Below are 24,141 nucleotides of genomic sequence, written 5' to 3'. Positions count from 1 at the left end.
CGAGGAGGCAGATCATGGATATTCAGTTGATGGACACCATTGCCGACATCGCAATACCCGACACCGCACTGGTGCGCGAGATCACCGCCCACATCCGCGACGCCGAAGACGACTTGCTCTTTGACCACTCCCGCCGGGTGTTCCTGTTCGGCGCCCTGCAGGGACGTCGCCGCGGGCTGGAACCAAACCTGGAGCTGCTCTACGCCGGGGCGATGTTTCACGACATCGGCCTCACCGAGCGCTACCGCACCTCGATGCTGCGCTTCGAGGTCGACAGCGCCAACGCAGCACGCGCATTCCTGCTGGAGCATGACGTCGATCAGTCCGACGCCGACAAGGTGTGGCTGAGTATCGCCTTGCACACGACTCCCGGCATCCCCGAGTTCCTGGCTCCCGAAGTCGCCCTGGTGACCGCCGGCGTCGAAACCGACGTGCTGGGCATCGAGCGCGACGAGCTTTCTCCCGAGGCTCTCGACGCCGTCACCGCGGCTCATCCGCGTCCGAATTTCAAGCAGCGCATCCTGACTGCGTTCAACGACGGAATGAAGCACCGCCCGCACAGCACCTTCGGCACGGTCAACGACGACGTGCTCGCGCATTTCGACCCGACATTCGTTCGCGACAACTTCGTCGACATCATCCTCAGCAACACCTGGCCCGAGTAGGCACGGTTACCGAAGGGCTGCAATGGATTGATTCTGGCCGCCTGACCGGCGCTGGGCCTGCAGCGGCGCAAACTTTAGCGAAAGGCATGGAAGGAGAAGCAATTATGGCCATTCGGTCAATCGAAACCATCGCCGGCATCGCGATACCCGACACCGCACTTGCCCGCGAGGCAACGGAGTTCGTTCGCAGCGCCGAAGAAGACGTGCTCTTTCACCATTCCCGTCGCACATTCCTGTTCGGCACACTGCACGGTCGTCGGCTTGGCCTGCAACCGGACCCCGAACTGCTCTACGTGGCAGCCATGTTCCACGACCTCGGCCTCACCGCCCATTACCGCACGTCGACCCAGCGCTTTGAGATCGACGGAGCCGACGCGGCGCGCGATTTTCTGCTGGAACGCGGTGTCGGACAAGCCGATGCCGACCGGGTCTGGCTCGGTATCGCGCTGCATTCAACGCCCGAGGTTCCCGCCCGCTTGGATCCCGAAACCGCCTTGCTCGCAGCCGGTGTCAAGACCGACGTGGTCGGTGTCGGCCGAGAGCAGCTCGCTGTGGAAGCCATTGACGCGGTGATTGCCGCCCACCCGCGTCCGGACTTCAAAAGCCGCATCCTGGCTGCTTTCAACGACGGCATGAAGCATCGTCCGGCCTCCACTTTCGGGACGATGAACGACGACGTACTGGCGCACTTCGACCCGACGTTCGAGCGGGTGAACGTGGTCGATCTCATTCTCAACAGCAGCCTGCCCGAGTAGCGGAAAGGAACATCGAAATGGATATCTATGAAGGCCTTTACACCACCAGGATGATGCGGCGGCTGCGGCCGGAGCCGATTCCGCTGGAGACGCAGGCCCGCATTCTCGACGCGGCCGTGCGCGCTCCCAATGGGGGGAACACCCAACGCTGGCACTTTCTGGCCGTCGACGATCCGCAACTCATCCGCGAGTTCGCCCAGCTGTACCGGCAGGCCCGCGCGCTCGAATACGACAAATTCAAGGCGGGGACGGGACCGATGGTCGCGACCGCGCCCGGCGCGGACCCGGCCGCTCACGCCGACACGATGCGCCGGATGAAAGGCTCGGGGGACTACCTGGCCGACCATTTTGAAGAAATTCCCTTGTTGCTCTTCGTTTTCGCCATCGACGACCTCGGCGGCGCCAACATCTACCCGGCGATCTGGAGCGTGTTGCTCGCCGCCCGCGCCGAGGGAGTCGGCGGCGTCATGACGATGGTGCTCCGCAATTTCGAGGACAGGGTGAACGAGCTATTGGGCGTGCCGGTCGAGGAGGGCTGGAAAATGTCGGCCATGCTGAGCCTCGGTTATCCGCTGGGCAAGTGGGGTGTGGCGGCCAATCGCCATCCCGTGCACGAGGTTTCATCTCGAAACGGCTGGGGCAAGCCGTTCGGGATCGAAGTGCCGCAGCCACTCTGGCCGCGGCAGAGCGTGGCGGAATGAATGAGGCATTGCAGCGCAAGGGAATTCCGAGGAAGTTGGGTGACATGAATCAAATCGGGGTGACCGTGGTGCAGCCGGGGGAGGGCGACGTCGTAGCGCTCCCGGGCTTTGGGGCGGTGTTCAAACTGGCCGGCAAAACCAACGGCGGGGAGGTGTCCATCGTGGAGCACCCGTTCGAGGTCGGCTTGCTCACCGCCGCGCACCGGCACACCCGCGAGGACGAGCACTCGATCGTGCTGGCGGGTGAGATCGGCTTCCGCTCCGACGACAGTGAGGTGGTGCTCGGTCCGGGCGGCTACATCACCAAGCCGCGGGGGCAGATGCACGCCATGTGGAACGCCGGCAGCGAGCCGGGCCGCATCGTCGAGATCATCACCCCGGGCGGGTTCGAGAACTACTTCCGGGAACTCGGCGAGCTGCTCGTCGGGCATGCGCAGGACCCGGTGGGCACGCCGCTGCACGAGCTGCCCGAGTTCGGCGAACTCGCCGACAAGTACGGGCTGACCTACGGGTCGCCGGCCTGGATGGACGACATCGCGCAGCGATACGGGCTGAACCCGCCTTCGCACTGAACGAGGTCGTTACCCCCGCTGAGCGTGCGATTTGGTCGGCTCGACACCGGGCCGGTAACCTTGCATTTACCGACGCGGGGTGGAGCAGCTCGGTAGCTCGCTGGGCTCATAACCCAGAGGTCGCAGGTTCGAATCCTGTCCCCGCTACAACGCGAGATGGCCCCCGGGATCCTCCGGGGGCCATTTTCGTCCCCGCGGCCGGACCGTCACCCCTGCCGCCTCCGGGGTGGGGAGACGAATCGTGACGCCTCTTCTGTCACGGAGACATTCGTATCTGGCTTTCGTCTTGCACGAGAACGCATTCACCAAAGTTCGAGTAGCTCGCTACGCATGCGGACGCGGTCCCGCACGGCGAATAATTTCGCGATCACGACTCTCTTGGGACGACGACAATGAACGATGATGCGTCAGGGCATGTGATGCTCGGTCCGACGTGCGAACATGCAGCCGGCGCTGATTTCACAGCCGCTAATGGCCAGGCCGAACACGTGACCAGGCACGGTACGCCGAAATGGGTCGGTGGCCAGTGTTGGACGGCGAGTTGTTGTCGTCAGCATTTGTCGTGTTTGGACCAGTACGACCTACCATGCGGAAGGCAAACGGAACGGGGAAGGCCATTTCGCCTTGCGAATGCCACCTCTGCATTTCGCGCGCGCCGGTCGCGTTGACGTTACGCTTTCGACGTATTGTTGGCTGGTACTCCGGGATCGGTGGTGCTGCATGCCCGTTAAGTTCGCGTGCATGATCTGCCACGCAGAATTGCGGTCGAACGCTAAGTTCTGCGACGAGTGCGGTGGGCCGGTTGCGATGTCGAGCATCCTTGCCGAGTACAAGCAGGTGACGGTGCTGTTCGCCGACGTGGTGCACTCGATGAATATCGCGGCAGCGGTCGGCGCAGAGCGCTGGCGCGAGATCGTGACCGAGCTACTCAACCGTTCGTCCACGGTGGTGGGCCGCTACGGCGGTAGGGTCGACAAGTTCACCGGTGACGGCATGATGGCTGTGTTTGGTGCGCCGGCGGCTTTGGAAGATCACGCGCTGCGGGCGTGTTTGGCTGCGCTTGCTATTCAGGAGGAGACCAAGCGGCTGGCGGTTGAGATCGATGGCCGCGACGGTGTTGATCTGCAGCTGCGGATAGGGCTGAATTCCGGCGAGGTGATTGCCGGTCAGATCGGTTCGGCTGCGTTGGGCTACACCGCCGTTGGTGCGCAGGTGGGGATGGCTCAGCGGATGGAGTCCGTAGCTCCGCCGAGTGGGGTGGTGCTCAGCGAAACCACTGCGCGGCTGGTCGAGGGCGCGGCGGTGCTGGGAGAGCCGGAGATGGTGCACATCAAAGGCGATGACGTGGTGCCGACGCGGCGGCTGCTGGGCGTGGCCGCGCAGCGCCAGCAGACGGGTCCGTCGTATTCGACGCTGGTCGGCCGTGAGTGGGAATTGGGCACACTGGCGGCGATGCTGGACCGCTCGATGGCTGGACGCGGGTCGGTGGTCGGCGTGACGGGTCCTGCTGGTATCGGGAAAACCCGACTTGCCCGCGAAGCCGTGCAGCTGGCGAAAGACCGTGGTGTGGAGGTGTTTTTCACCTTCTGCGAATCACACGCCAGCGACGTCCCGTTCCGGGTGGTGGCGCGCCTGCTGCGCGCCGTAGGGCAGCTCAGCGGTCTGGACGATCAGACCGCGCGGGCGCGCGTGCGGGCGCAATTTCCCGTTCCCGACGCTGATCCGCAGGACCTGCTGTTGCTTGATGATCTGCTGGGCATCGCCGATCCCGATGTGGAACTGCCCAAGATCGATCCGGACGCGCGGCGGCGGCGCTTGACCGCGCTGATCAACACGGCCCAGCTGGCCCGGACCCAACCGGCAATTTTCATCGTGGAGGATGCGCACTGGATCGACGAGGCCAGCGAATCCCTGCTGGCCGACTTTGTCGCGGTGTTCCCCCAGACTCACTCGTTGCTGCTAATCACCTATCGCCCCGAATACCACGGAGCCCTGCATCATGTCCCAGGCGCACAGACGATTGCTCTGGTGCCCCTGAGCAAGTCGGAAACCTCGATGCTGGTTGCTGAATTGCTGGGCCCCGATCCGTCCGTCGGTGAAGTCGCCGAGATCATCGCCGCGCGCTCTGCCGGTAACCCCTTTTTCGCCGAGGAGATAGCACGTGAGCTCGCGGAACGTGGCGTGCTAGTGGGGCAGCGTGGCGGCTACGCTTGCCGCACCGATGTGGCAGCGGTCGGTGTGCCGGCAACGCTGCAGGCGGCGATCGCTGCGCGCATTGACCGGCTCAGCCCGGCGGCCAAACACACCCTGGGCGCGGCAGCGGTCATCGGGTCGCGGGTCAGCTACGACCTGCTGGCAAGCCTGGGCATCGATCCCTGCGTCGACGAGCTGATTAGTGCCGAGCTGATCGACCAAGTACGGTTCGCCCCACGCGCCGAGTATGCGTTTCGGCATCCGCTGATCCGCACCGTAGCCTACGAATCACAACTCAAATCCGATCGCGCCCAGATGCATCGGCAGCTGGCCGCCATGATCGAAGCCCGCGAGCCAGAATCGGCCGAGCAGTTCGCGGCGCTGATCGCCGAACATCTGGAGGCCGCCGGTGATGGGCAGGCCGCATTCGGCTGGCACATGCGTGCTGCAACGTGGGCGACCAATCGCGACATCGCCGCCGCCCGCCTGAGCTGGGAGCGCGCCCGAAAAATCTCCGATGTGCTTTCCACCGAGGACCCGCACCGCACGGCCATGCGCATTGCCCCGCGCACTATGTTGTGCGGGATCGCCTGGCGAGTCCATGCACATGCGGCAGGCGACCGGTTCGATGAATTGCGGGAGTTATGTAGCGCTGCCGACGACAAGGCGTCACTGGCCATTGCAATGGCGGGGCTGGTGATGGATCACGCGCATCAGGCCCGAGTGCGGGAGGCCTCGCAGCTGGCATCGGAAGCCTGGGCCCTCGCCGAGTCGATCGGCGATCCGACCTTGACGGTGGGGCTGTCCACCGCGGCTATTTTCGCCAAAGGTTCAAGTGGTGAGTTGGGTGACGTGCTGCGCTGGTCACAACGAGTCATCGACCTGGCCCACGGCGACCCGTCTACAGGCAACTTCATTATCGGGTCTCCGCTAGCGAGTGCCTTTACGACGCGGGCTATTGCCCGCTATTGTCTGGGCCGCCCAGGATGGCGAGATGACCTGCAGCACGGCCTCGCCTTGGCCCGCGGCGCCGACCCGATGTCACACGCCCTGGCCGTTGCCTACATCTACAACGCGGGGATACCGCTTGGAGTCCTGACGGCCGACGATCGGGCGGTGCGCGAGACCGAAGATGCCCTACGGATTGTCGAACGATCCGGTGATGATGTCGCACTGGCCTACACCCAGATGGCCCTGGGCATCGCGTTGGTGCACCGCAAAACGGCTGCGGAGCGCGACCGCGGGCAGAAGCTGCTCGCGGAAGTCGGCGACGCGTTCGTGCGCCAGGAACACAACCTGGGCGAATTGCCAATCGTCAAGATGTACTTGGCACGCGAGAGGGCTAGAGGCGGAGATCGCGATGACGCCATATCGCTCATGCGCGAGGGACAGCCGCTGGCGGGCGGGGTTTGGAGGGATCCAGCGACGGCTGTTCTGGTCGAGACACTGCTGGACCGCGGGGCCGAGCCTGACGTGGCCGAAGCCGAGGCCGTGGTCGAGCAGTTCGCAGCCGCGCCAGCCCATGACGGTCTCGTGATGCGCGACATCTGGCTGCTGCGACTGCAAGCTCTACTGGCGCGGGCTCACGGCGATGCTGCGGCTTATGCGGACTTCAGGGATCGACACAGCGAGACGGCGAGATCGCTTGAGTTTGACGGACACATAGCTTGGGCGGATGAAATGCAATGACAGCGGCACATCGATGGCCGGGCAGCGCCTCGCGTGCAGCGGAGTCGGGCGAACGGCTCCCGACACAACCCATGCCTGCAGTACAAGCGGACAAGGGTTGCACCGTCGGCCTTGGCTGCTAACTCAGTAACCCCGTGTGGGTGGCGGATGCCAGCTCGCTGATCATCGCATGACCATCCGCGCCGCTGGGCCCATACGCGGCAGCACCCGTAGCAGGCCGAGTGGCCCGCCGTGCCACGCGTGCTCGGTCAGGCCAACCCCAATGCGGCGCTGACCGTCGACGGTCGTTTCAAAGCGCGACGCTGACTCTTGGATCACCAAACCCTTTCGGTATAAGCATGATTGGGCGGTGGCGCTGCCTTGAATTTCAAGCCGCAAGCCGCTGACGTCGGTGACCGTGATCCGCGATGTACTCGGCACATGAAGGCCGGCCATTCCGTAGTCCACGGCCAACTCCGTCACCGCGTGGTTCGCGCCATCGTGGTGGATGTAGCCGCAGGGGTATGCCCGGCCATCGTTGATCAGCAGGGTGCAATTCATGGTGAAGTCGGGGCCGAACAGCATCGGAATCCAATTCCAGCCTTCGATGGTGCGCCAATCGCGGTCCCCCCAGGACTTGTCTCGCTGACCGAGGCCATCAATCTCGTAGGTCACTCCGTTCATCCTTATCGTGCCTGTGACCCGCCCGGACTGCTCCATGTGCACGTCGGCAATTCCGGGCGGAATGTATTGGCCCGGAGGCGCTTCGGCGCGAAAATCGTACGGCGCGTGCAGCGCAGTAAAGGTCAGATCCACCTCGTCGCGGCCCCTCAGCAGTACCCGCCACTTCGACATCGGTTCGCTCATGTGAAACTCCAGATCCCCGATGCCGAGGCGGCCAGGATCGGGGGTACCGGTGTAGCGGGCGTTGAGTCTGGCGTAGCCACCCTCAACCCGGCCGTTTCGCATGGTGTAAAGCAGCGCGTCAGCGGTGTGATTGCTGGGGCGATATCCGATACGGGCCAATCCCGTTGCGTCCGAGCGGGGATCGAACCAACTGAAAAAGAAGCTTTCTTGCCAGACACGGTGCGGTCCAGGCTCGTGCATGAATTCGTCATTCGCGTTGACCATCTCGTCAGTCCTCACAACTCGGAGACAAATGTGGTGGCAACAAGAGTCTCCAAGACTAACGTGACATATAGGTATTCGCGACGCTTCTAGTCGGCACCGGCGTCAACATTCACCTCGAGGATTTCGATGTCCTCTGAAATTTGGGCACCGCATCGTTGTCGAATACTTCTGCACCAGTTACCTAGCCGGCCATCCCAACGTCATTTGGTGGATTGTCAGGAAGCAGGACTCAAGCCCTGTCGTCTTGGGCTCGTCGCTGTTCCGCGGCATTCTCTCACCCCGAAAATAAAATCTGCGAAGAACGCTAAATCTGCCATGCTGTGCGTATGGCGCGCGCGAAAAGAGACTCTGGGTTGACGAACGCAAAGCTCGATGAAATGCGCCTGAAAGGCGACCCCGTTGCCGACCGTGCGGTCGAGGCGGTGTTTAACCGGAGTGGTGTCAGCGCCGTCAACGCGGTGCTGCAGACGCTGGTGCGCGTCGATCAGCCGGTCCCCGCGGATCTGCCCGACGAGGTCCAGGATTACCTGAAAGAGACTGTGAACCTGCCTGAGTGGGCCGACATGAGCAAGATCCGGCACGGGCAGGAGGTGTTCGAAAAATTTGGTCCCCTGATCACGCTGTGCCTGTTCTGCGCTTCGCTCCCGTCGTCGTACGCGGCAGCCAAAGCTGTGAAGGTGCTGTACCTGACCGCGCAGCTCGATACCAACGCACGCCGACGGGTGCTGGAGACCGGCCAGTTCCTGATCGACGTGCTCAGCGTTGGCAGCCTCGACGAGGACGGCAAAGGCCGGCGCACCATCCAGAAGGTTCGGCTGATGCACGCGGCGGTGCGCCTGCTGATCCAGGAGCGCCGCAAACAGCAGCCCAAGCTGTGGCATCGCGACTGGGGCACACCGATCAACCAGGAGGACTTGGCGGCGACGTTCCTGGTTTTCTGGTATGTCGTTGGCGAACCGATGAATCACCTGGGCGTGGATGTGTCCGCGGATGACAAGGACGCATACCTGCATTTGTGGAAAGTCGTCGCGCACCAGATCGGCGTGTGCGATGAGCTATTGGTATCCGACGTCAAAGAGGCCAACGCGCTCGTTGACCTCGTCCGGAGCAGGCAGTTCAAGGCATCACCCGAAGGGCAGGACATGACCCGTGCGCTCCTCGTACTGCTCGACCAACTGACGCCCGGTCATCTGTTCGACGACACGATCCCCCCATTGATCCGCCACCTGATCGGTGATAAGACCGCGGACCTGGTGCTCGTGCCGAAATCGAATCGTGGAGGCGACATAAGGCGGCTGCAGCGCGTCACCAACTGGTTTTATGTCCGCGTTTTTGGCCGCCCGGGACAGCGCGATTCCGGGCGTTATGACTTTGTGTCGGACATCGCCCGCCCATTCGCACGCGATCTGCTGCGCGGGATGTTCGAACTCGAGCGGGGTGGCGAGCGGGCGCCGTTCGCCATACCTGATCATCTTGCGGATCGCTGGGAGCTTTCGAAGTGACTCAGCGGCAATAACTGGTCCGAGACATTGGAGCGCCCGGTTCGTCGCGAAGGGTTAGCCGAGGAGAACCCTCCACAGAGATGACGCGTCAACATTTGCAAGTGGTGATCGCAGTGCGAGCGCTGACGCAACCACTGCTCGGTGCTCGTCCAGATTCGCTGGCGCTGGCGCTAGGGGGTGTTGCCTCGTCGCGCGATTCGCCGAGGAGGGTGCCGATGTGTTCGCCGTCGGCGTCTGTGCGCGAATCGACAGCGCGGCCTATCCTGGTGCGGACTTCGGTAGAAGGGATAGCGGGACGGATCTGACCGAGCGGCCACAACACCCGGCGACATGTGCGTCGTCGATTGCTGGACCGCCGAGCAGGAACTTGCCCGCGCGGGCGCGGCGGGCCGCCTCCGGCCTCAGCGGCGGGGGTTGCGGACGTTGGCGCGAGGATGTGGCTGCGACGTTCGTGCCCGTCGACATAGTGTCCACGGCAAACGACTACAACGTCACCGGCGAATTGGCAATTGCCACAGTCGGGGCGATCAACATTGGTGCGCTGTCCAGCAGTGCGCTTGATTTCCGGCGCACCCCCGCAAACATCCGCCGCGGCGATATGGGCGGCGTGAAGGTCAGTGTGCAGCTGCGCGGGAGAGGTCTCATTGTCCAGAATGGCCGCGAGGCCGTTCTGAATCCAGGGGACTTCGCTGTGTACGACACCAGCGCTCCGTATGCGATGCATTACGCGAGCGCGTTCGACACGCTGGTGCTGATGTTTCCCCGCACCTCGTTGAAGATCTCCTCAAACGAACTGACAAAGGCGTCTGCACAACGCATTCCGGGAGACCGGGGCGTCGGGGCGTTGGTCTCGCAGTTTCTGATTGCGCTTCAACCGAGGTTGCTGACCGGCGCACTGTCCATGACGCCGATGATGGAAGATGCGATACTCGATCTGATCAGCGCCGTCGCGATCGACAGCACGCAGTTTGGCCGAATTCCGGCACGTGCCGGGTTATTAGCTGGCGCAAGAACTTTCATCGCAACGCACCTTGCGGAGCCGGACCTTGACACGTCACAGGTCGCGGCCGCGTTGCACATTTCGCCTCGGTATCTGCAAAAGCTCTTTGAGGCAGAAGGATTGACTGTCGCCGGCTGGATCCGATCGAGGCGTTTAGAACGCTGCCGACGAGACTTCGAGGACGCCAGGCTGCTGGGGGAGAGCGTCAGCGCGATCGCGGCGCGCCATGGGCTGCACAATTCGGCCCATTTTTCCCGAATTTTCAAAGCCGCTTACGGGATGTCCCCGACCGAGTACCGAGAAGGATTTCGACCTGAGAGTCCTATCCGCTGACTCAGCCTGGAGACGGCACATCGTCGCGGTGCCGCACCCCGTTTCCTCCGGCGCGCTTGGCGTCATACATGGCAGCATCTGCAGCGCCAACGAGACCATCGATGAGGCGCTGACCCACGACGGTGTCTACCGGCGCGCTGGCGGTACCGATGCTGGCGGTGATCTGAATTGGAAGATCGGCAATGGCCTGGCGAAGTCGCTCGGCCATGGCGGCGGGGTTGGTCACACTATCGATGTCGGCGACGACGAACTCTTCCCCCCCGGCTCGGCCGATCACCGCGGTGGCACTGCAATGATTCCGAAGCGTGGCGCTGACGTCGACTAACGCCTGATCGCCCGCGGCATGGCCCCGGGCATCGTTAAGTTGCTTGAAGTTGTCCAAGTCGACCATTGCAACGATCAGGTACCTGTCCGCGACGCCGTGATGGCGCATCAGCAGTTCGTAGGCCGAATGGTAGAAGGAGCGCCGGTTGAGCAGGCCGGTCAGCGAATCGCGGTCGGAGCTGCGCAGATCAGTTCTCAAGGTATGCACCAGCGAATGGATTCCGAAGGGCACGCCGATATTGAGCGCTCCAACGGTGATGAGGGACGCTGCCACCAGCGACAGGTCTCCGCTGACGGCGGTGAGTCGTTCGGCCAGGATCGCTGAGCAGGCTACGGCCACAGCGAGATTGCCGGCCAAGAGTCTGGCGGTGTGGAAGTAGGCGATGTATCCGCCGATTATGGCGAAGATGTGGCACCCCTCCAGCCCGACGTACGGGTTGGACTGTGCCAGGCAGATCGCAGCGATCGAGGCGCTGGCCATCAGGCAGAGAAGTAGTGATTGTCTGCGGGTGGGCCACCGTCTCAGCCAGAGGCTTGCGCTGATGGCGCCGGATGCCGCCGCGACGATCGACAGCCACACGGTGCCGATATGGTTAGGCCCGGCCGGGCTCCCGAGCATCAGAATCGGCAGCGCCGCGAGCAGTACCGCGCAGCCGAACGTCGCTGCCCGCCACTGTGTTTCGAGGTTGCGATCGTTTAGGTAGGCGCTGAACCAGTCGAACTGATCGGACTGCTGCCATAACCGGCGCGCCCATACAGCCATTGCAGCCCTCCGCTCCTTGCGGACCGAGGGCGCCCCTGACCCCGAGCTTGCTCGCCCAGGCCGTCGGTACCTTTTTGCGCGACGTTACATCACCTTGTCAAATCGGCGATCCCGCGTGATGGAGCAGAGCGGTCTATCGGGGCAGCACGGCCTCGATGGCGGTGATGACCTCGGGGGCGTCGGGCTCGGTGCGCGGCCGGAATCGGTTGACCACTTCACCGCCGGGAGAGAGCAGGAACTTCTCGAAGTTCCACTGAATGTCTCCCGCCCCGCCTTCGGCATCGGCGGCCTTGGTCAACTCGGCGTACAGCGGGTGGCGGTCATCGCCGTTGACGTCGGTCTTCGCCAGCAGCGGGAACGTCACGCCGTACGTCGTCGAGCAGAACTGCTGGATCTCGTCGGCCGTGCCCGGCTCCTGGCCCATGAACTGGTTGCATGGGACGCCAACGACCGTCAGGCCGCGGTCGCCAAAGTCTTTGGCCAGTTTCTCCAGTGCGGTGTACTGCGGGGTCAGTCCGCATTTAGAGGCGACGTTCACCACCAGGGTTGCGCCGTCGGACAATTCGGCCAGCGTGGTCGGCTGGCCGTCGAGGGTGATCAGGGCGATGTCTTTGAGGGTCACGCCGATGACGCTAATGCAACGTGATTCTCGCGGCCAGGCCGCCCAAAGTGGGTAAACGGTTCAGTAGCGCGCGGGGCGCCAATTTTGAGAGCAGGCCACTAGTCCGGAAGGCGGCATCGCATGGCTAGTCACGAGGGCGGTCGCTGGGACGTCGAAATTGAGAACAACGCAGTGCACGTTGAGCGCATCTCAGACGGCGACAAACAAGTATTCGAAGACTTTTTGGCATCCGAGGAGGCCCGCGACCTAGCCGGGCTCTTGACGAAGTTCGCCGACAAGCTCGACGAGTCCGATGAATCCGACGCGTCGGAAGCCTCCGATGAATCGGAGGATTCTGACGAGTCCGAGGATTCTGACAAGCCCGAGGGCTAGACTCCGGCGGGGATGGCCGCCGACGCAACGTCGGCAAAACGCATTCAGTTGCCGTCTATATGCTCGGCAACGCTATGAACGACGCGTCTTCGGCAACCATCGGGCAATCAGGCGTGGGTGAGGCCGACCACCCCGACAAGCTAGATGCCAGGCTGCTCCGGGTCGGTGCGGTGTGCGGTCTGGCGGCGCTGATGGGGTTTTTGGACGCGACCGCGGTCGCGGTGGCCCAGCGCACCTTTGCCGCCGAATTCGGGTCCACTCCGGCCGTCGTCTCGTGGACGATCGCCGGCTACCTGCTCGCGTTCGCGGCCGTCGTCCCGGTAACGGGGTGGGCGGTCGACCGGTTCGGCACCAAGCGACTTTTCATGGGCGCGGTCGCGATATTCACGCTGGCGTCGCTGCTGTGCGCGATCGCGCCAAACATACTGCTGCTCATCGTGTTTCGGGTACTTCAGGGCGTCGGCGGCGGCATCTTGTCCCCATTGAGTTTCGTGATCGTGACCCGCCAGGCGGGCCCCAAGCGGCTCGGCCGCCTGGTCGCGGTGGGAGCAGTTCCCTTCCTGCTCGGCCCCATTGGCGGGCCGATCCTGGGCGGATGGCTGATCGGCACCTATGGCTGGAAGTGGATATTCCTGATCAACCTGCCCATCGGGCTGAGCACGCTGGCGCTCGCGGCAGTCATGTTTCCGAAGGATCGTCCGGCGCCCTCGGAGGCCCTCGATGTGATCGGCCTACTGCTGCTGTCACCCGGTTTTGCGGCATTGCTGGCCGGGGTGTCATCCATTCCCGAGCATCAGAGCCTCGCCGACCCGCACGTGCTGATGCCGGTATCAGTTGGCTTGACATTGATCGTTGCCTTCATCATTCATGCTTGGCGTCGCACCGATCACCCACTGGTCGACCTGCGGCTGTTCGGCAACCGGGTGGTCACCTTGGCCAACGTGACGCTGCTCCTCTTCGCCGCCACCTACGTCGGCGTCCTGCTGCTTGTTCCAAGCTATTTCCAGGTCGCCCTGCACCAGACTCCGATGCAGTCGGGGCTGCACCTGATCGCGATGGGCGTCGGCGTCGTCGCGACCACGCCGGTGGCCGGGGCTGTCATGGACAAATTCGGGCCGGGCAAGATGGTGCTGATCGGTTTCCCGCTGATGGCGGCGGGCCTGGGCGTCTTCACCATCGGAGTCGCCCGGCAAGCCGACTATTCACCAATATTGTTGGTCGGCCTGCTGATTATGGGGCTGGGAATTGGCTGCGCCGCGACGCCACTGTCCGCGGGGTGCGTGCAGTCATTAGCGCCGCATCAGATCGCGCGGGCCACGACGCTGCTGGGTATCAACGATCAGCTGGGTGGCGCGATTGGCGCCGCATTGATGGCCGTCCTGCTGACCAACCAGCTCAATCGCCATAACGACATGGGCGCCGTACAGCTGGCCCACGCCTACACGATGGTGTTTGTCGTGGCCGTCGCGCTGGCGGCGTGCACGATCATCCCCGCCGCCTTTCTGCCGAAGAAGCCACTGGGGCAGACGCCGGCCCCCGAGGACTGATCCTTCGCGTTCATGCCGCAGCTGCCGGGTCGCTAACTTAGGGAAGCCTAAGGTAAGCTTCCCTGCTTGTGGATGGTGCTCCGCGGAGTGCCGTCATGGCCGGGGCGAACAGTGAGTGGGTTTTGGCGTCATGCGCATTGTGTTTTTCGGATTCCAGACGTGGGGCTACAAAACCCTTAAGGCGTTGATCGATCTCGAGCACGAGGTCGTACTCGCGGTGACCCATCCGGCCAGCGACGAATCCTATAAGGCGATCTGGTCCGCGCCGGTCGACCAACTCGCCCGCGAGCACGGCATTCCAGTGCATTTCGCCGAGCGGGTTGACGCCGAGACCATCGATTTGGTCAGTCACTTCGAGCCCGAAGTCATCGTCGTCAACAGCTGGTACCACCGGATGCCGGCGGAGCTGTATGACCTTCCGCCGCACGGCACCTTGAACTTCCACGATTCGCTGCTGCCGAAACTCACCGGCTTTTCGCCGGTGTTGTGGGCGTTGATCAGTGGCGAGTCGGAATTCGGTTTGACTGTGCACCGGATGGACGACGGTCTGGACACCGGCGAAATCCTGGTGCAGCGTTCGCTGCCGATCGGCCCGGCCGATACCGGCACCGAGTTGGTCATGCGGGGCATGGATCTGATACCCGGCGCGCTGGACGAGGCGTTGACCGCTCTGGATTCCGGCACCGCGGTCTTTCGGCCGCAGAACAAGGCCGAACGGACGTACTTCCACAAGCGTTCGGAACGCGACAGCTTGATCGACTGGAGTTGGCCTGCCGAGGATCTCGAGCGGTTTGTGCGTGCACTGTCCGACCCCTACCCGCGAGCGTTCACCTTCTACCGCGGGGAGCGGATCGAAGTTCTGGAGGCGCGTGTTTCCGAGGCCCGTTACGGCGGCACGGCGGGCCGGGTGATGGTGCAGGAGGAAGGCGGCGTGGTGGCATGCGGGCCTGACGTGCGCCGGGGCCGCAACCGCGGCCTGCTGATCACGCGTGTCCGCTCGTCGGACGGAGTCGAATGCTCTGGGGAAAAATACTTTCGGCGTGGGGGCTACCTGGATAGCAACCCATAGTGCGGAGGTCAACCAAAAACTCTTGCGCGGCTAACTATTTCGGTTCCTCGTAAATGCTCAATTACGGTCAGCAACAGGACACGCTGGGTTCGTTGACCCCGGCGCAGCGTTCGATATGGGTTGCCCAAGAACTCCGACCCGAAGTCCCTTACAATTTCGCGGGTTATGTCGAGATCAACCACGATGTCGATGCCGAAAAGCTAATGGCCGCCTGCGAATCGGCGGCCACCCGGTTCGGCACACCATGTGCGCGGCTTACCCTAGACGCTAGCGAACCGGTCTTCGTGCTCGACCATTCGGTGCCGCAGACCCTGCAATGTGTCGATCTGCGTGCCGAGTCCGACGCGGTGGCCGCCGCCCGTAGCTGGATGGACGACGACTACCGTCGGCCCGTCGATGTGGTTCGGGACCGGCTCACCAACTTCGTGTTGCTGCGGATCACCGAAGCGCTGTCCTACTTCTACCTGCGCGTGCACCACGTCCTGTTCGACGGCTTCGGCGCCTACAGTTTTGTGCGGCACGTCGCGGAGGTCTACTCGGGTGCGGCGGCGCATACCGGCGAGGTTGATTTCTCGGAGTTCGCCCTGATCCGTGCCGCGGATGAGAAATATCAGCAGTCTTCACGCAGTCACGCCGATGCCGAGTACTGGCAGAGCGTCCTGCGCGGGTCCCCGGAAGTCATCGATCTGTCGGGACGGCAACGGTCGGTGGCGCCGCGCCACCCGCTGGTGCGTGAACTGGACTGCCCGCAGCACCAGGACGGGCAGGGCCAGTTCGACGTCGCACGGGTTGTCGCGGCCATGGCGGTGTTCATCGCGAAAACGACCGGGCAACAGAATGTCTCGCTGTCGTTGCCGGTCTCGGCACGGACGACCGCGGCACTCAAAAACTGCGCGGGCATGGTGTCGAACATGGTGCCCCTGGTCGTCGATGTCTCTGACGGCGACACGATCGGCGCGCTCACCGATCGGGTCGGCAAGGCCGTCGTTGGGGCGCTGCGGCATCAACAGTTTCGGCGCTTCCCGGACATCATCGGAAATCGTCTGGACACGAACCTCGAGTTCGGCCCGACGATCAACGTGCTCGACTTCGCGGCCCCGCTCTATTTTGGCCCTTCCAAAGCCATCTGCAACATATTGAGCAACTTCCCCATCCAAGACATCGCGGTCAACATCTATCCGCAGTGGGGTGACGGCGCGCCGCGGGTCCACTTCGCGTGGAATCCAGACCGGTATGCCGACGACGAGATCGCCGGGCACATCACCCGTCTGGAATCGCTCTTCGACCGTCTCCTGGTGGCTGATCCGTCCGTGATCGTCGGCGAGGTTCCGCTGCTTGATGACCACGCGCGGGCACGGTTGGACCTGCTCGGCAATCGGGCGGTGCTCGACCGGCCGGTGACCGGGGCGTCGATTCCGGAATTGTTTGCCGCACAGGTGGTTCGTACCCCCGAAGCGGTCGCGATCAGCTGTGCGGGTCGCACGATGACGTATGGCGAACTCGACGAGGCTTCTAATCGGCTGGCGCACTTGTTGATTGAGCTTGACGCGGAGCCGGGTCACTGCGTGGCCGTGCTGCTTCCGCGATCGGCGGAGGCGATCGTGGCGATTTTGGCCGTTCTGAAGTCGGGGGCGGCCTACCTGCCGATCGACTCCGCGGTGCCCGATTCGCGCATCGAGTTCATGCTCACCGACGCCGCGCCGATCGCGGCGATCAGCACCGCCGAGTTGGCCGGGCGTTTCGATGGCCATCGGCTGGTGGTGATCGAGGTCGACGATCCCGGCATCCGCACGCGATCCGGCGCGGCATTGCCGGCGCCGGCCGCCGACGACATCGCCCACATCGTGTACACCTCGGGCACCACGGGTGTACCCAAAGGCGTTGCGACCACGCATCACAACGTGACCCAGCTGCTGGGCCCGTTGCACGTCGGCCTGCCGTCGGGTCCGGGGCAGGTGTGGTCGCAGTGGTATTCGTATGCGTTCGACGCCTCGGTGGAAGAGATCTGGGGTGCGTTGTTGCACGGGTCTCGACTGCTGATCGTGCCCGAGTCGGTGGCGGCGGTCCCGGATGACTTCCAGGCCTTGCTGATTGACGAGCGGGTCACCGTGTTGCACCAGACGCCGTCGGCGGTGTCGGCGCTGACGCCCGAAGGCCTGGAGTCCGCCGCGCTGGTCGTGGCCGCCGAGCCGTGCGCGGTGGAGTTGGTGGATCGGTGGGCGCCGGGGCGGCTCATGACCAACGCCTATGGGCCGACCGAGACCACGCTGTGCGTAACGGTCAGTGTTCCCCTGCGCGCGGGGGACGGCGTGGTACCCATCGGGGTGCCGATCCCGGGTGCGGCGTTGTTCGTGCTCGACGCGCGGTTGCGGCCGGTGGCACCCGGGGTCGTCGGTGAGCTGTACGTGGCCGGCCTTGGCGTCGGGCTGGGCTATCTGCGCCGGGCGGGGTTGACGGCGTCGCGGTTTGTGGCCTGCCCGTTCGCATCTGGGCAGCGGATGTATCGCACCGGGGATCTGGTGTGCTGGGGTCCCGACGGGCAGTTGCGCTATGTCGGGCGGGCCGACGAGCAGGTCAAGGTCCGTGGGTATCGCATCGAGTTGGGTGAAATCCAGGCAGCGCTAAGCGGTTTGGACGGGGTTGAGGCCGCGGTCGTGGTGGTTCGCGAGGACCGGCCCGGCGACAAACGGCTGGTGGGCTATGTCACCGAGGTGGTTCGCGGATCGGTCGAAGTCGACGGCGCGCGTGCCCGATTGGCAACGCGATTGCCGGCCTACATGGTGCCGGCCGCGGTCGTGGTGGTGGCCGCCCTACCGTTGACGGTCAACGGCAAACTCGACACCCGGGCGCTGCCGGCACCGGAGTACCGCGACGCCGAGTACCGGGCACCGTCCAACGCCGTCGAGGAAATCCTGACCGCCATCTACGCCGAGGTCCTCGGCCTGGAACGCGTCGGAATCGACGACTCGTTCTTCGACCTCGGCGGCGACAGCATCCTGTCGATGCGGATCGTGGCCCGCGCGCGGGCCGCCGGAGTGCTGTGCCGCCCGCGCGACATATTCGTCGAACAAACCGTGGCCGGTCTGGCCCGCGTGGCCACGATCGCCACCGGCGAGGACGACGTGGCCGACGAGGGCGTCGGACCGGTCGTCTCGACGCCGATCATGCGCTGGCTGCACGGCGTGGACGGCCCGGTCGACCAGTTCAACCAGACGATGATCATCCAAGCCCCCACCGGCGTTACCGCTGCCGACTTCGGCGTCGTGCTGCAGGCCCTGCTGGACCGGCATGCCATGCTGCGCCTCTATGTCGACGACGACGGCGCCGGGGGTTGGTCACTGCAGGTGCCCGAGCCGGGCTCGGTGCGCGCCCAAGACTGCCTGCACATCGCGGAGGCGTTGTCCGACGCGACGTTGGTCAAGGCGCGGTCGCGGCTTAATCCGGCGGCCGGGGTGATGGTCAGCGCGCTGTGGATTACCTCGACCAGCCAGCTGGCGTTGATCATTCACCACCTCGCCACCGACGGGGTCTCGTGGCGAATTCTGTTGGAAGACCTCAATATTGCCTGGGTGCTGCACCGCAGCGGGCAGCCGGTCGTATTGCCGGCCGGCGGCACATCGTTTGCCCGTTGGTCATCGTTGCTCGATGCCTACGCGCGCCGCCCCGACATCGCGGAGCGCGCCGAGGTGTGGCGGACGGTCGCCGCGACCGCCGCGGCATTACCGGCGGTGCAGCCCGAGGTGGACACCTACGCCAACGCCGGGAGGCTGTCGCTGTCGCTGGATGGCGAGACCACCCGCGTGCTGCTCGGCGAGGTGCCCGGGGCGTTTCACGCTGGCGTGCAAGACATTCTGGTGATTGCCTTCGGCCTGGCGTGCGCGGAATTTCTGGGCACCGGCGGCGCGCCGATCGGCATCGATGTGGAAGGCCATGGGCGCCACGAGCTGGCGGACGCCCAGGTGGACGTGTCACGCACAGTGGGCTGGTTCACCGCCAAGTACCCGGTGGCGTTGAGCGTCGGTGGGCTGATCTGGACCCAGGTAACCGCCGGCGACGCCGCGCTCGCGGCGGTGATCAAAGACGCCAAAGAACAACTGCGCGCCTTGCCCGATGGCGTGACCTACGGATTGCTGCGTTATCTCAACGACGAGGTAGACCTGAGCGGGCCGGACCCGTCGATCGCGTTCAACTACCTCGGACGCCTCGGCGGTCTCGCCGAGTTGACCGCGGATTTGTGGCGGCCCAGCGTCGCCGCGCTGTCGGCCACCACCGCGGCGACGGCGGTGCCGATGCCGCTGAGCCACACCTTGACACTGAACGCCGGAACCCTCGACACCGAAGCCGGCCCGCACCTGCACGCCGACTGGACCTGGGCGCCTTCCGTGCTGGACCGCGACCAGGTAAACCGGTTGAGCCAGTTGTGGTTTGACGCCCTGACCGGTATCTGCGCGCTGGTGCGCAGCGGCGGGGGCGGGCTGACCCCGACGGACATCCTGCCCGCCCGGCTTACCCAGCAGCAGCTCGGCGAGCTCGAGCAGCAGCATCGCATCGCCGACATGCTCCCGTTGACCCCGCTGCAGCAGGGGCTGTTCTTCCACGCGACCATCGCGCAGAGCAGCGGTGTCGATCCGTATGCGCCACAACTGAACATCAGCATGACCGGGCGGGTGGACCAGGTCCGGCTGTGCGAGGCGGTGCACACCGTCGTCGCCCGCCATCCCAACCTGGCAGCACGCTTCTGCCCGCAGTTCGACCCGCCGGTGCAAATCATTCCCGCCGACCCCGCGCCCGTATGGCAATACCTCGAGCTCAACAGCGGCGACGTCGAGGAGCAGGTGCAGCGGTTGTGCGCCGACGAACGCATCGCGGTCTGCGACCTGGCCAATCCGCCGGTGTTTCGGGCGGCGTTAATCCGCACAGCGCCGAACCAATATCGGTTCGTGCTCACCAACCACCACATCGTGCTCGACGGCTGGTCGCTACCGATTGTGCTGCAGGAGATCTTCGCAAGCTACAGCGGTCAGCGACTGCCCGCACCGGTGCCGTTCCGCAGGTTCGTCAGCTGGCTGGACGATCGAGACACCGCTGCCGCCGAGGCGGCCTGGCGCGAGGCGCTCGCCGGCTTTGACACCCCCACGCTGGTCGGCTCGCAGCATGCGCAGGGGCGGCGCGGCCACACATCCTTTAGTCTGTCGAAGCAGACCACCCAGGCGTTGGCCCAACTCGCCCGCGCACGCCACACCACCGTCAACACCGTTTTGCAGGCCGGCTGGGCGCAGCTGCTGATGTGGCTGACCGGCCAGCACGATGTGGCCTTCGGCGCGACGGTCTCGGGTCGCCCCACCGATGTGCCCGGTGCGGAATCGATTGTGGGACTGCTGATCAACACAGTGCCGGTGCGGGCCCGCGTCACGGCGTCGACCACCACCGCCGAGCTGCTCGGCCAACTGCACACCGCCCACAACCACACGCTGGAACATCAGCACGTGGCGCTGGCCGATATCCACCGCATCACCGGTCACGACCAGCTGTTCGACACCTTGTTCGTCTACGAGAACTACCCGATCGACGCCAGCGCATCGGCGGGGCCCGGCGAGCTGACCGTCACGCGATTCACCAGCAATGAATCCACTCACTACCCACTGACCTTGCAAGCCGCGCCGGGCGTCGAAATGGCATTGCGCGTCGAATACGACGTCGATCTTTTCGACGCCGAAAGTGTTGCCGCACTGATCGATAGGTTGCAGCGGTTGTTAGCGGCGATGGTGGGCGATCCGTCGCGACGGTTATCGTCCGTAGATCTGCTCGATACGGCCGAGCGAGACCGGCTGGATGTGCTGGGTAACCGGGCGGTGTTGAGCCGGCCGGTGACCGGGGCGTCGATTCCGGAATTGTTTGCCGCACAGGTGCTTCGCACGCCCGACGCGGTGGCGATCAGCTGTGCCGGTCACACGATGACCTATCGGGAGCTTGACGAGGCATCTAATCGGTTGGCGCACTTGCTGGTTGGGCGGGGTGCGGGTCCGGGTGAGTGTGTGGCGGTGCTGTTTTCGCGCTCGGCCGAGGCGATCGTGGCGATCTTAGCCGTCCTGAAGTCGGGGGCGGCCTACCTGCCGATGGACCCGGCGGTGCCGGATGCGCGCATCGAATTCGTGCTGGCCGACGCGGCGCCGATCGCGGCGGTGACCACCGCGGAGCTGGCCGATCGGTTTCATGCGTCCGGTATTCCGGTCGTCGACGTCGACGATCCCACGCTGAAGGCCCAGCCGTGCACCGCGTTACCGGCACCGACTCCCGACGACATCGCCCACATCGTGTACACCTCGGGAACCACGGGTGTCCCGAAGGGCGTGCTCACCAGTCATCACAATGTGACTCAGTTGTTAGGCCCGTTGCATGTCGGCCTGCCATCGGGTCCGGGGCAGGTGTGGTCGCAGTGGTACTCCTATGCGTTCGACGCCTCGGTGGAAGAGATTTGGGGTGCGCTGTTGCACGGCTCGCGGCTCCTGATCATCCCCGAGTCGGTGGCCGCCTTCCCAGAAGACTTCCAGGCCTTGCTGATTGACGAGCAAGTCACCGTGTTGCATCAGACGCCATCGGCGGTGTCGGCGCTGTCGCCCGAAGGTTTGGAGTCGGCAGCCCTGGTGGTTGCCGCTGAGGCCTGCTCGGCGGAGTTGGTGGATCGGTGGGCGCCGGGGCGGGTAATGACCAACGCCTACGGGCCGACCGAGACGACACTGTGCGTGACCGTCAGTGCGCCGCTGACTGCTGGGTCGGGGACACCGCCGATTGGTGCGCCGGTGCCCGGGGCGGCGTTGTTCGTGCTGGACGGATGGTTGCGCCGGGTAGCCCCGGGCGTGGTCGGTGAATTGTATGTGGCCGGATATGGTTTGGGTGCTGGATATCTTGGTCGGGGCGGGTTGACGGCGTCACGATTTGTGGCCTGTCCGTTCGGCGGCGCACTAGGACAACGTATGTATCGCACCGGGGACCTGGTGCGCTGGGGCGCTGACGGGCAGTTGCAGTATTTGGGGCGCGCCGACGAGCAGGTCAAGATCCGTGGGTACCGCATCGAGCTAGGCGAAATCCAGTCAGCGCTAAGCGATTTGGATGGCATCGAGGCCGCGGTCGTGATCGCTCGTGAAGACCGTCCCGGCGCCAAACGATTGGTCGGATACGTCACCGGGGCAGTCGATGTCGCTGGTGTGCGTGCTCGGTTGGCCAAGCGATTGCCGGCCTACATGGTCCCGGCCGCCATCGTAGTCCTCGACGCGCTGCCGTTGACGGTCAACGGAAAACTCGACACCAGCGCCTTGCCCGAGCCGCAATACCACCACACCGACTACCGCGCCCCGAGCAACGCGGTCGAGGAAACCCTGGCCGGCATCTACGCCCAGACCCTTGGCGTCGAGCGGGTCGGGGTCGACGACTCGTTCTTCGACCTTGGCGGAGACAGCATCTCGGCCATGCGTTTGATCGCCGCGATCAACAAGGCCCTCGACTCTGACCTCACCGTCCGCATCCTGTTCGACGCGCCATCGGTCAGCGCCTTGAGTCAACAGCTGGACCGCCACACTGTCGATCCGCGCTTTGTGGCCGTGCACGGTGCCCATGCGGACCAGATCCACGCCGCGGATTTGACCCTGGACAAATTCCTTGACGCTGCAGCGCTTTCAGCGGCCGGAGCGCTGCGGGGCCCGAGCACGCAGGTGCACACGGTGCTGTTGACCGGCGCGACGGGCTTCCTCGGGCGTTATCTGGTGCTGCAATGGCTCGAGCAGCTGGAACTGGTCGACGGCACGCTGATCTGTCTGGTGCGGGGCAAGTCCGATGCGGATGCGCTGCGACGCCTCGAGAAGATCTTCGACAGCGGGGATCCGCGGCTGCTGGCGCACTTTCAGGAACTGGCCGCCGGTCATCTGCGGGTCATCGCCGGGGACAAGGCCCACGCCAACCTGGGCCTCGACGAGCAGACGTGGCAGGATCTGGCCGAAACCGTTGACCTGATTGTCGATTCGGCCGCTTTGGTCAACGGTGTGCTGCCCTACAGCGAGCTGTTCGGACCCAATGTCGGTGGCACCGCCGAGCTGATCCGACTGGCGCTGACCACCAAATTCAAGCCCTACACCTATGTGTCGACGGCCAACGTCGGCGACCCGATTGAGCGGTCGGCCTTCACCGAGGACGCCGATATCCGGGTCATCAACCCGACACGGATGAACGACGGCAGTTCTGTCAACGGCTACGCCAACAGCAAGTGGGCCGGTGAGGTACTGCTGCGCGAGGCCCATGAACAGTTCGGGCTGCCGGTGCTGGTGTTCCGCAGCGGCATGATCCTGGCCGACACCAGCTACCTGGGCCAGCTCAACGTCTCGGACTTGGTCACGCGGATGGTGCTGAGCCTGGTGGCCACCGGCGTCGCGCCCGGTTCGTTCTACCAGCGCGACGCCAGCGGCAACCGGCAACGGGCGCACTACGACGGGCTGCCCGTCGGATTCGTGGCCGAGGCGATCGCCGTGCTGGGCGCCCAAACCGTCGACGGGTTCGAGACCTATCACGTGATGAACCCGCACGACGACGGCATCGGGCTCGACGAATACGTGGACTGGCTGATCGAAGCCGGCTACCCCATCGAGCGCATCGACGATTTCGACGAATGGTTGCGGCGGTTCGAGGCCGGCCTGCGTGGCCTGCCCGATCGGCAGCGACACAACAGCGTGCTGCAGTTACTGCACTCGGCCGGCCCCCAATATGTGCGGCCCGCAACGCCGATGCGCGGCGGGTCAGCGTCGACCGACCGGTTCCGTGCCGCGGTGCAGGAAGCCAAAATCGGGCCCGACAATGACATCCCCCACGTGTCGGCGCCGATCATCGTCAAATACGTCACCGACCTGCAATTGCTCGGACTCCTCTAGCCTTTCGAT

General features: G+C 64.5%; 14 protein-coding genes and 1 tRNA gene. 12 read left to right on the top strand and 3 right to left on the bottom strand.

Translation table 11 applies throughout. The features are described 5' to 3' along the window. Window positions 1-14 precede the first annotated feature (14 nt). The 6 genes from LMQ14_RS21230 to LMQ14_RS21205 all read left to right on the top strand — a co-directional run bounded on the left by LMQ14_RS21230 (window position 15) and on the right by LMQ14_RS21205 (window position 6,575). Window positions 15-665: an HD domain-containing protein gene (locus LMQ14_RS21230; RefSeq protein WP_267731519.1), complete on the top strand. Its 651-nt coding sequence runs from the start codon at window positions 15-17 to the stop codon at window positions 663-665. Between the two features lie 104 nt (window positions 666-769). Then, complete coding sequence (locus LMQ14_RS21225; protein ID WP_267731518.1) at window positions 770-1,420, top strand: HD domain-containing protein; 651 nt, start codon at window positions 770-772, stop codon at window positions 1,418-1,420. A gap of 17 nt (window positions 1,421-1,437) precedes the next feature. Continuing rightward, entirely contained in the window at window positions 1,438-2,121 is a 684-nt protein-coding gene (locus LMQ14_RS21220; RefSeq protein WP_267731517.1) for a nitroreductase family protein, read from the top strand. A gap of 44 nt (window positions 2,122-2,165) precedes the next feature. Then, window positions 2,166-2,693, top strand: a complete 528-nt coding sequence (locus LMQ14_RS21215) for a cupin domain-containing protein (RefSeq protein WP_420714705.1) — start codon at window positions 2,166-2,168, stop codon at window positions 2,691-2,693. A 73-nt stretch (window positions 2,694-2,766) separates the two neighbouring features. Next, window positions 2,767-2,840, top strand: a tRNA-Met gene (locus tag LMQ14_RS21210). A 573-nt stretch (window positions 2,841-3,413) separates the two neighbouring features. After that, window positions 3,414-6,575, top strand: a complete 3,162-nt coding sequence (locus LMQ14_RS21205; protein ID WP_420714551.1) for an ATP-binding protein — start codon at window positions 3,414-3,416, stop codon at window positions 6,573-6,575. A 162-nt stretch (window positions 6,576-6,737) separates the two neighbouring features. Here the strand turns inward: LMQ14_RS21205 and LMQ14_RS21200 are convergent, their stop codons facing one another. Continuing rightward, the gene (locus tag LMQ14_RS21200; protein WP_267731512.1) at window positions 6,738-7,685 is read right to left on the bottom strand and encodes a DUF7065 domain-containing protein; all 948 of its coding nucleotides are present in this window, start codon (window positions 7,683-7,685) and stop codon (window positions 6,738-6,740) included. 353 nt (window positions 7,686-8,038) lie between these two features. On the opposite strand from LMQ14_RS21200, the gene LMQ14_RS21195 reads away from it, so the two are divergent. Together LMQ14_RS21195 and LMQ14_RS21190 are read left to right on the top strand one after the other, a co-directional pair. Then, the gene (locus tag LMQ14_RS21195; protein WP_267731511.1) at window positions 8,039-9,187 is read left to right on the top strand and encodes an oxygenase MpaB family protein; all 1,149 of its coding nucleotides are present in this window, start codon (window positions 8,039-8,041) and stop codon (window positions 9,185-9,187) included. A 436-nt stretch (window positions 9,188-9,623) separates the two neighbouring features. Then, the gene (locus LMQ14_RS21190) at window positions 9,624-10,520 is read left to right on the top strand and encodes a helix-turn-helix domain-containing protein (protein ID WP_267731510.1); all 897 of its coding nucleotides are present in this window, start codon (window positions 9,624-9,626) and stop codon (window positions 10,518-10,520) included. A gap of 1 nt (window position 10,521) precedes the next feature. On the opposite strand, the gene LMQ14_RS21185 is transcribed toward LMQ14_RS21190, so the two are convergent. Then, a complete protein-coding gene (locus tag LMQ14_RS21185) occupies window positions 10,522-11,424 on the bottom strand; it encodes a GGDEF domain-containing protein (RefSeq protein WP_324291071.1) in 903 nt (300 codons plus the stop codon). Between the two features lie 316 nt (window positions 11,425-11,740). Continuing rightward, window positions 11,741-12,229, bottom strand: a complete 489-nt coding sequence (locus tag LMQ14_RS21180; RefSeq protein ID WP_267731508.1) for a glutathione peroxidase — start codon at window positions 12,227-12,229, stop codon at window positions 11,741-11,743. Between the two features lie 120 nt (window positions 12,230-12,349). On the opposite strand from LMQ14_RS21180, the gene LMQ14_RS21175 reads away from it, so the two are divergent. From LMQ14_RS21175 to LMQ14_RS21160, 4 genes are all read left to right on the top strand, one after another. Further along, window positions 12,350-12,601, top strand: a complete 252-nt coding sequence (locus tag LMQ14_RS21175; protein WP_267731507.1) for a hypothetical protein — start codon at window positions 12,350-12,352, stop codon at window positions 12,599-12,601. A 59-nt stretch (window positions 12,602-12,660) separates the two neighbouring features. Beyond that, window positions 12,661-14,148, top strand: coding sequence for a DHA2 family efflux MFS transporter permease subunit (locus LMQ14_RS21170; protein WP_267731506.1), 1,488 nt, complete (start codon window positions 12,661-12,663; stop codon window positions 14,146-14,148). Window positions 14,149-14,278: 130 nt separating this feature from the next. After that, the gene (locus LMQ14_RS21165; RefSeq protein WP_267731505.1) at window positions 14,279-15,217 is read left to right on the top strand and encodes a methionyl-tRNA formyltransferase; all 939 of its coding nucleotides are present in this window, start codon (window positions 14,279-14,281) and stop codon (window positions 15,215-15,217) included. 53 nt (window positions 15,218-15,270) lie between these two features. Beyond that, complete coding sequence (locus LMQ14_RS21160; RefSeq protein WP_267731504.1) at window positions 15,271-24,132, top strand: amino acid adenylation domain-containing protein; 8,862 nt, start codon at window positions 15,271-15,273, stop codon at window positions 24,130-24,132. Window positions 24,133-24,141: the final 9 nt, after the last annotated feature.

The sequence above is a fragment of the Mycobacterium sp. Aquia_213 genome (assembly GCF_026625985.1).
In the GTDB taxonomy this organism is placed as follows: Bacteria; Actinomycetota; Actinomycetes; order Mycobacteriales; family Mycobacteriaceae; genus Mycobacterium.
This window is presented reverse-complemented; position numbering and strand designations above follow the sequence as displayed.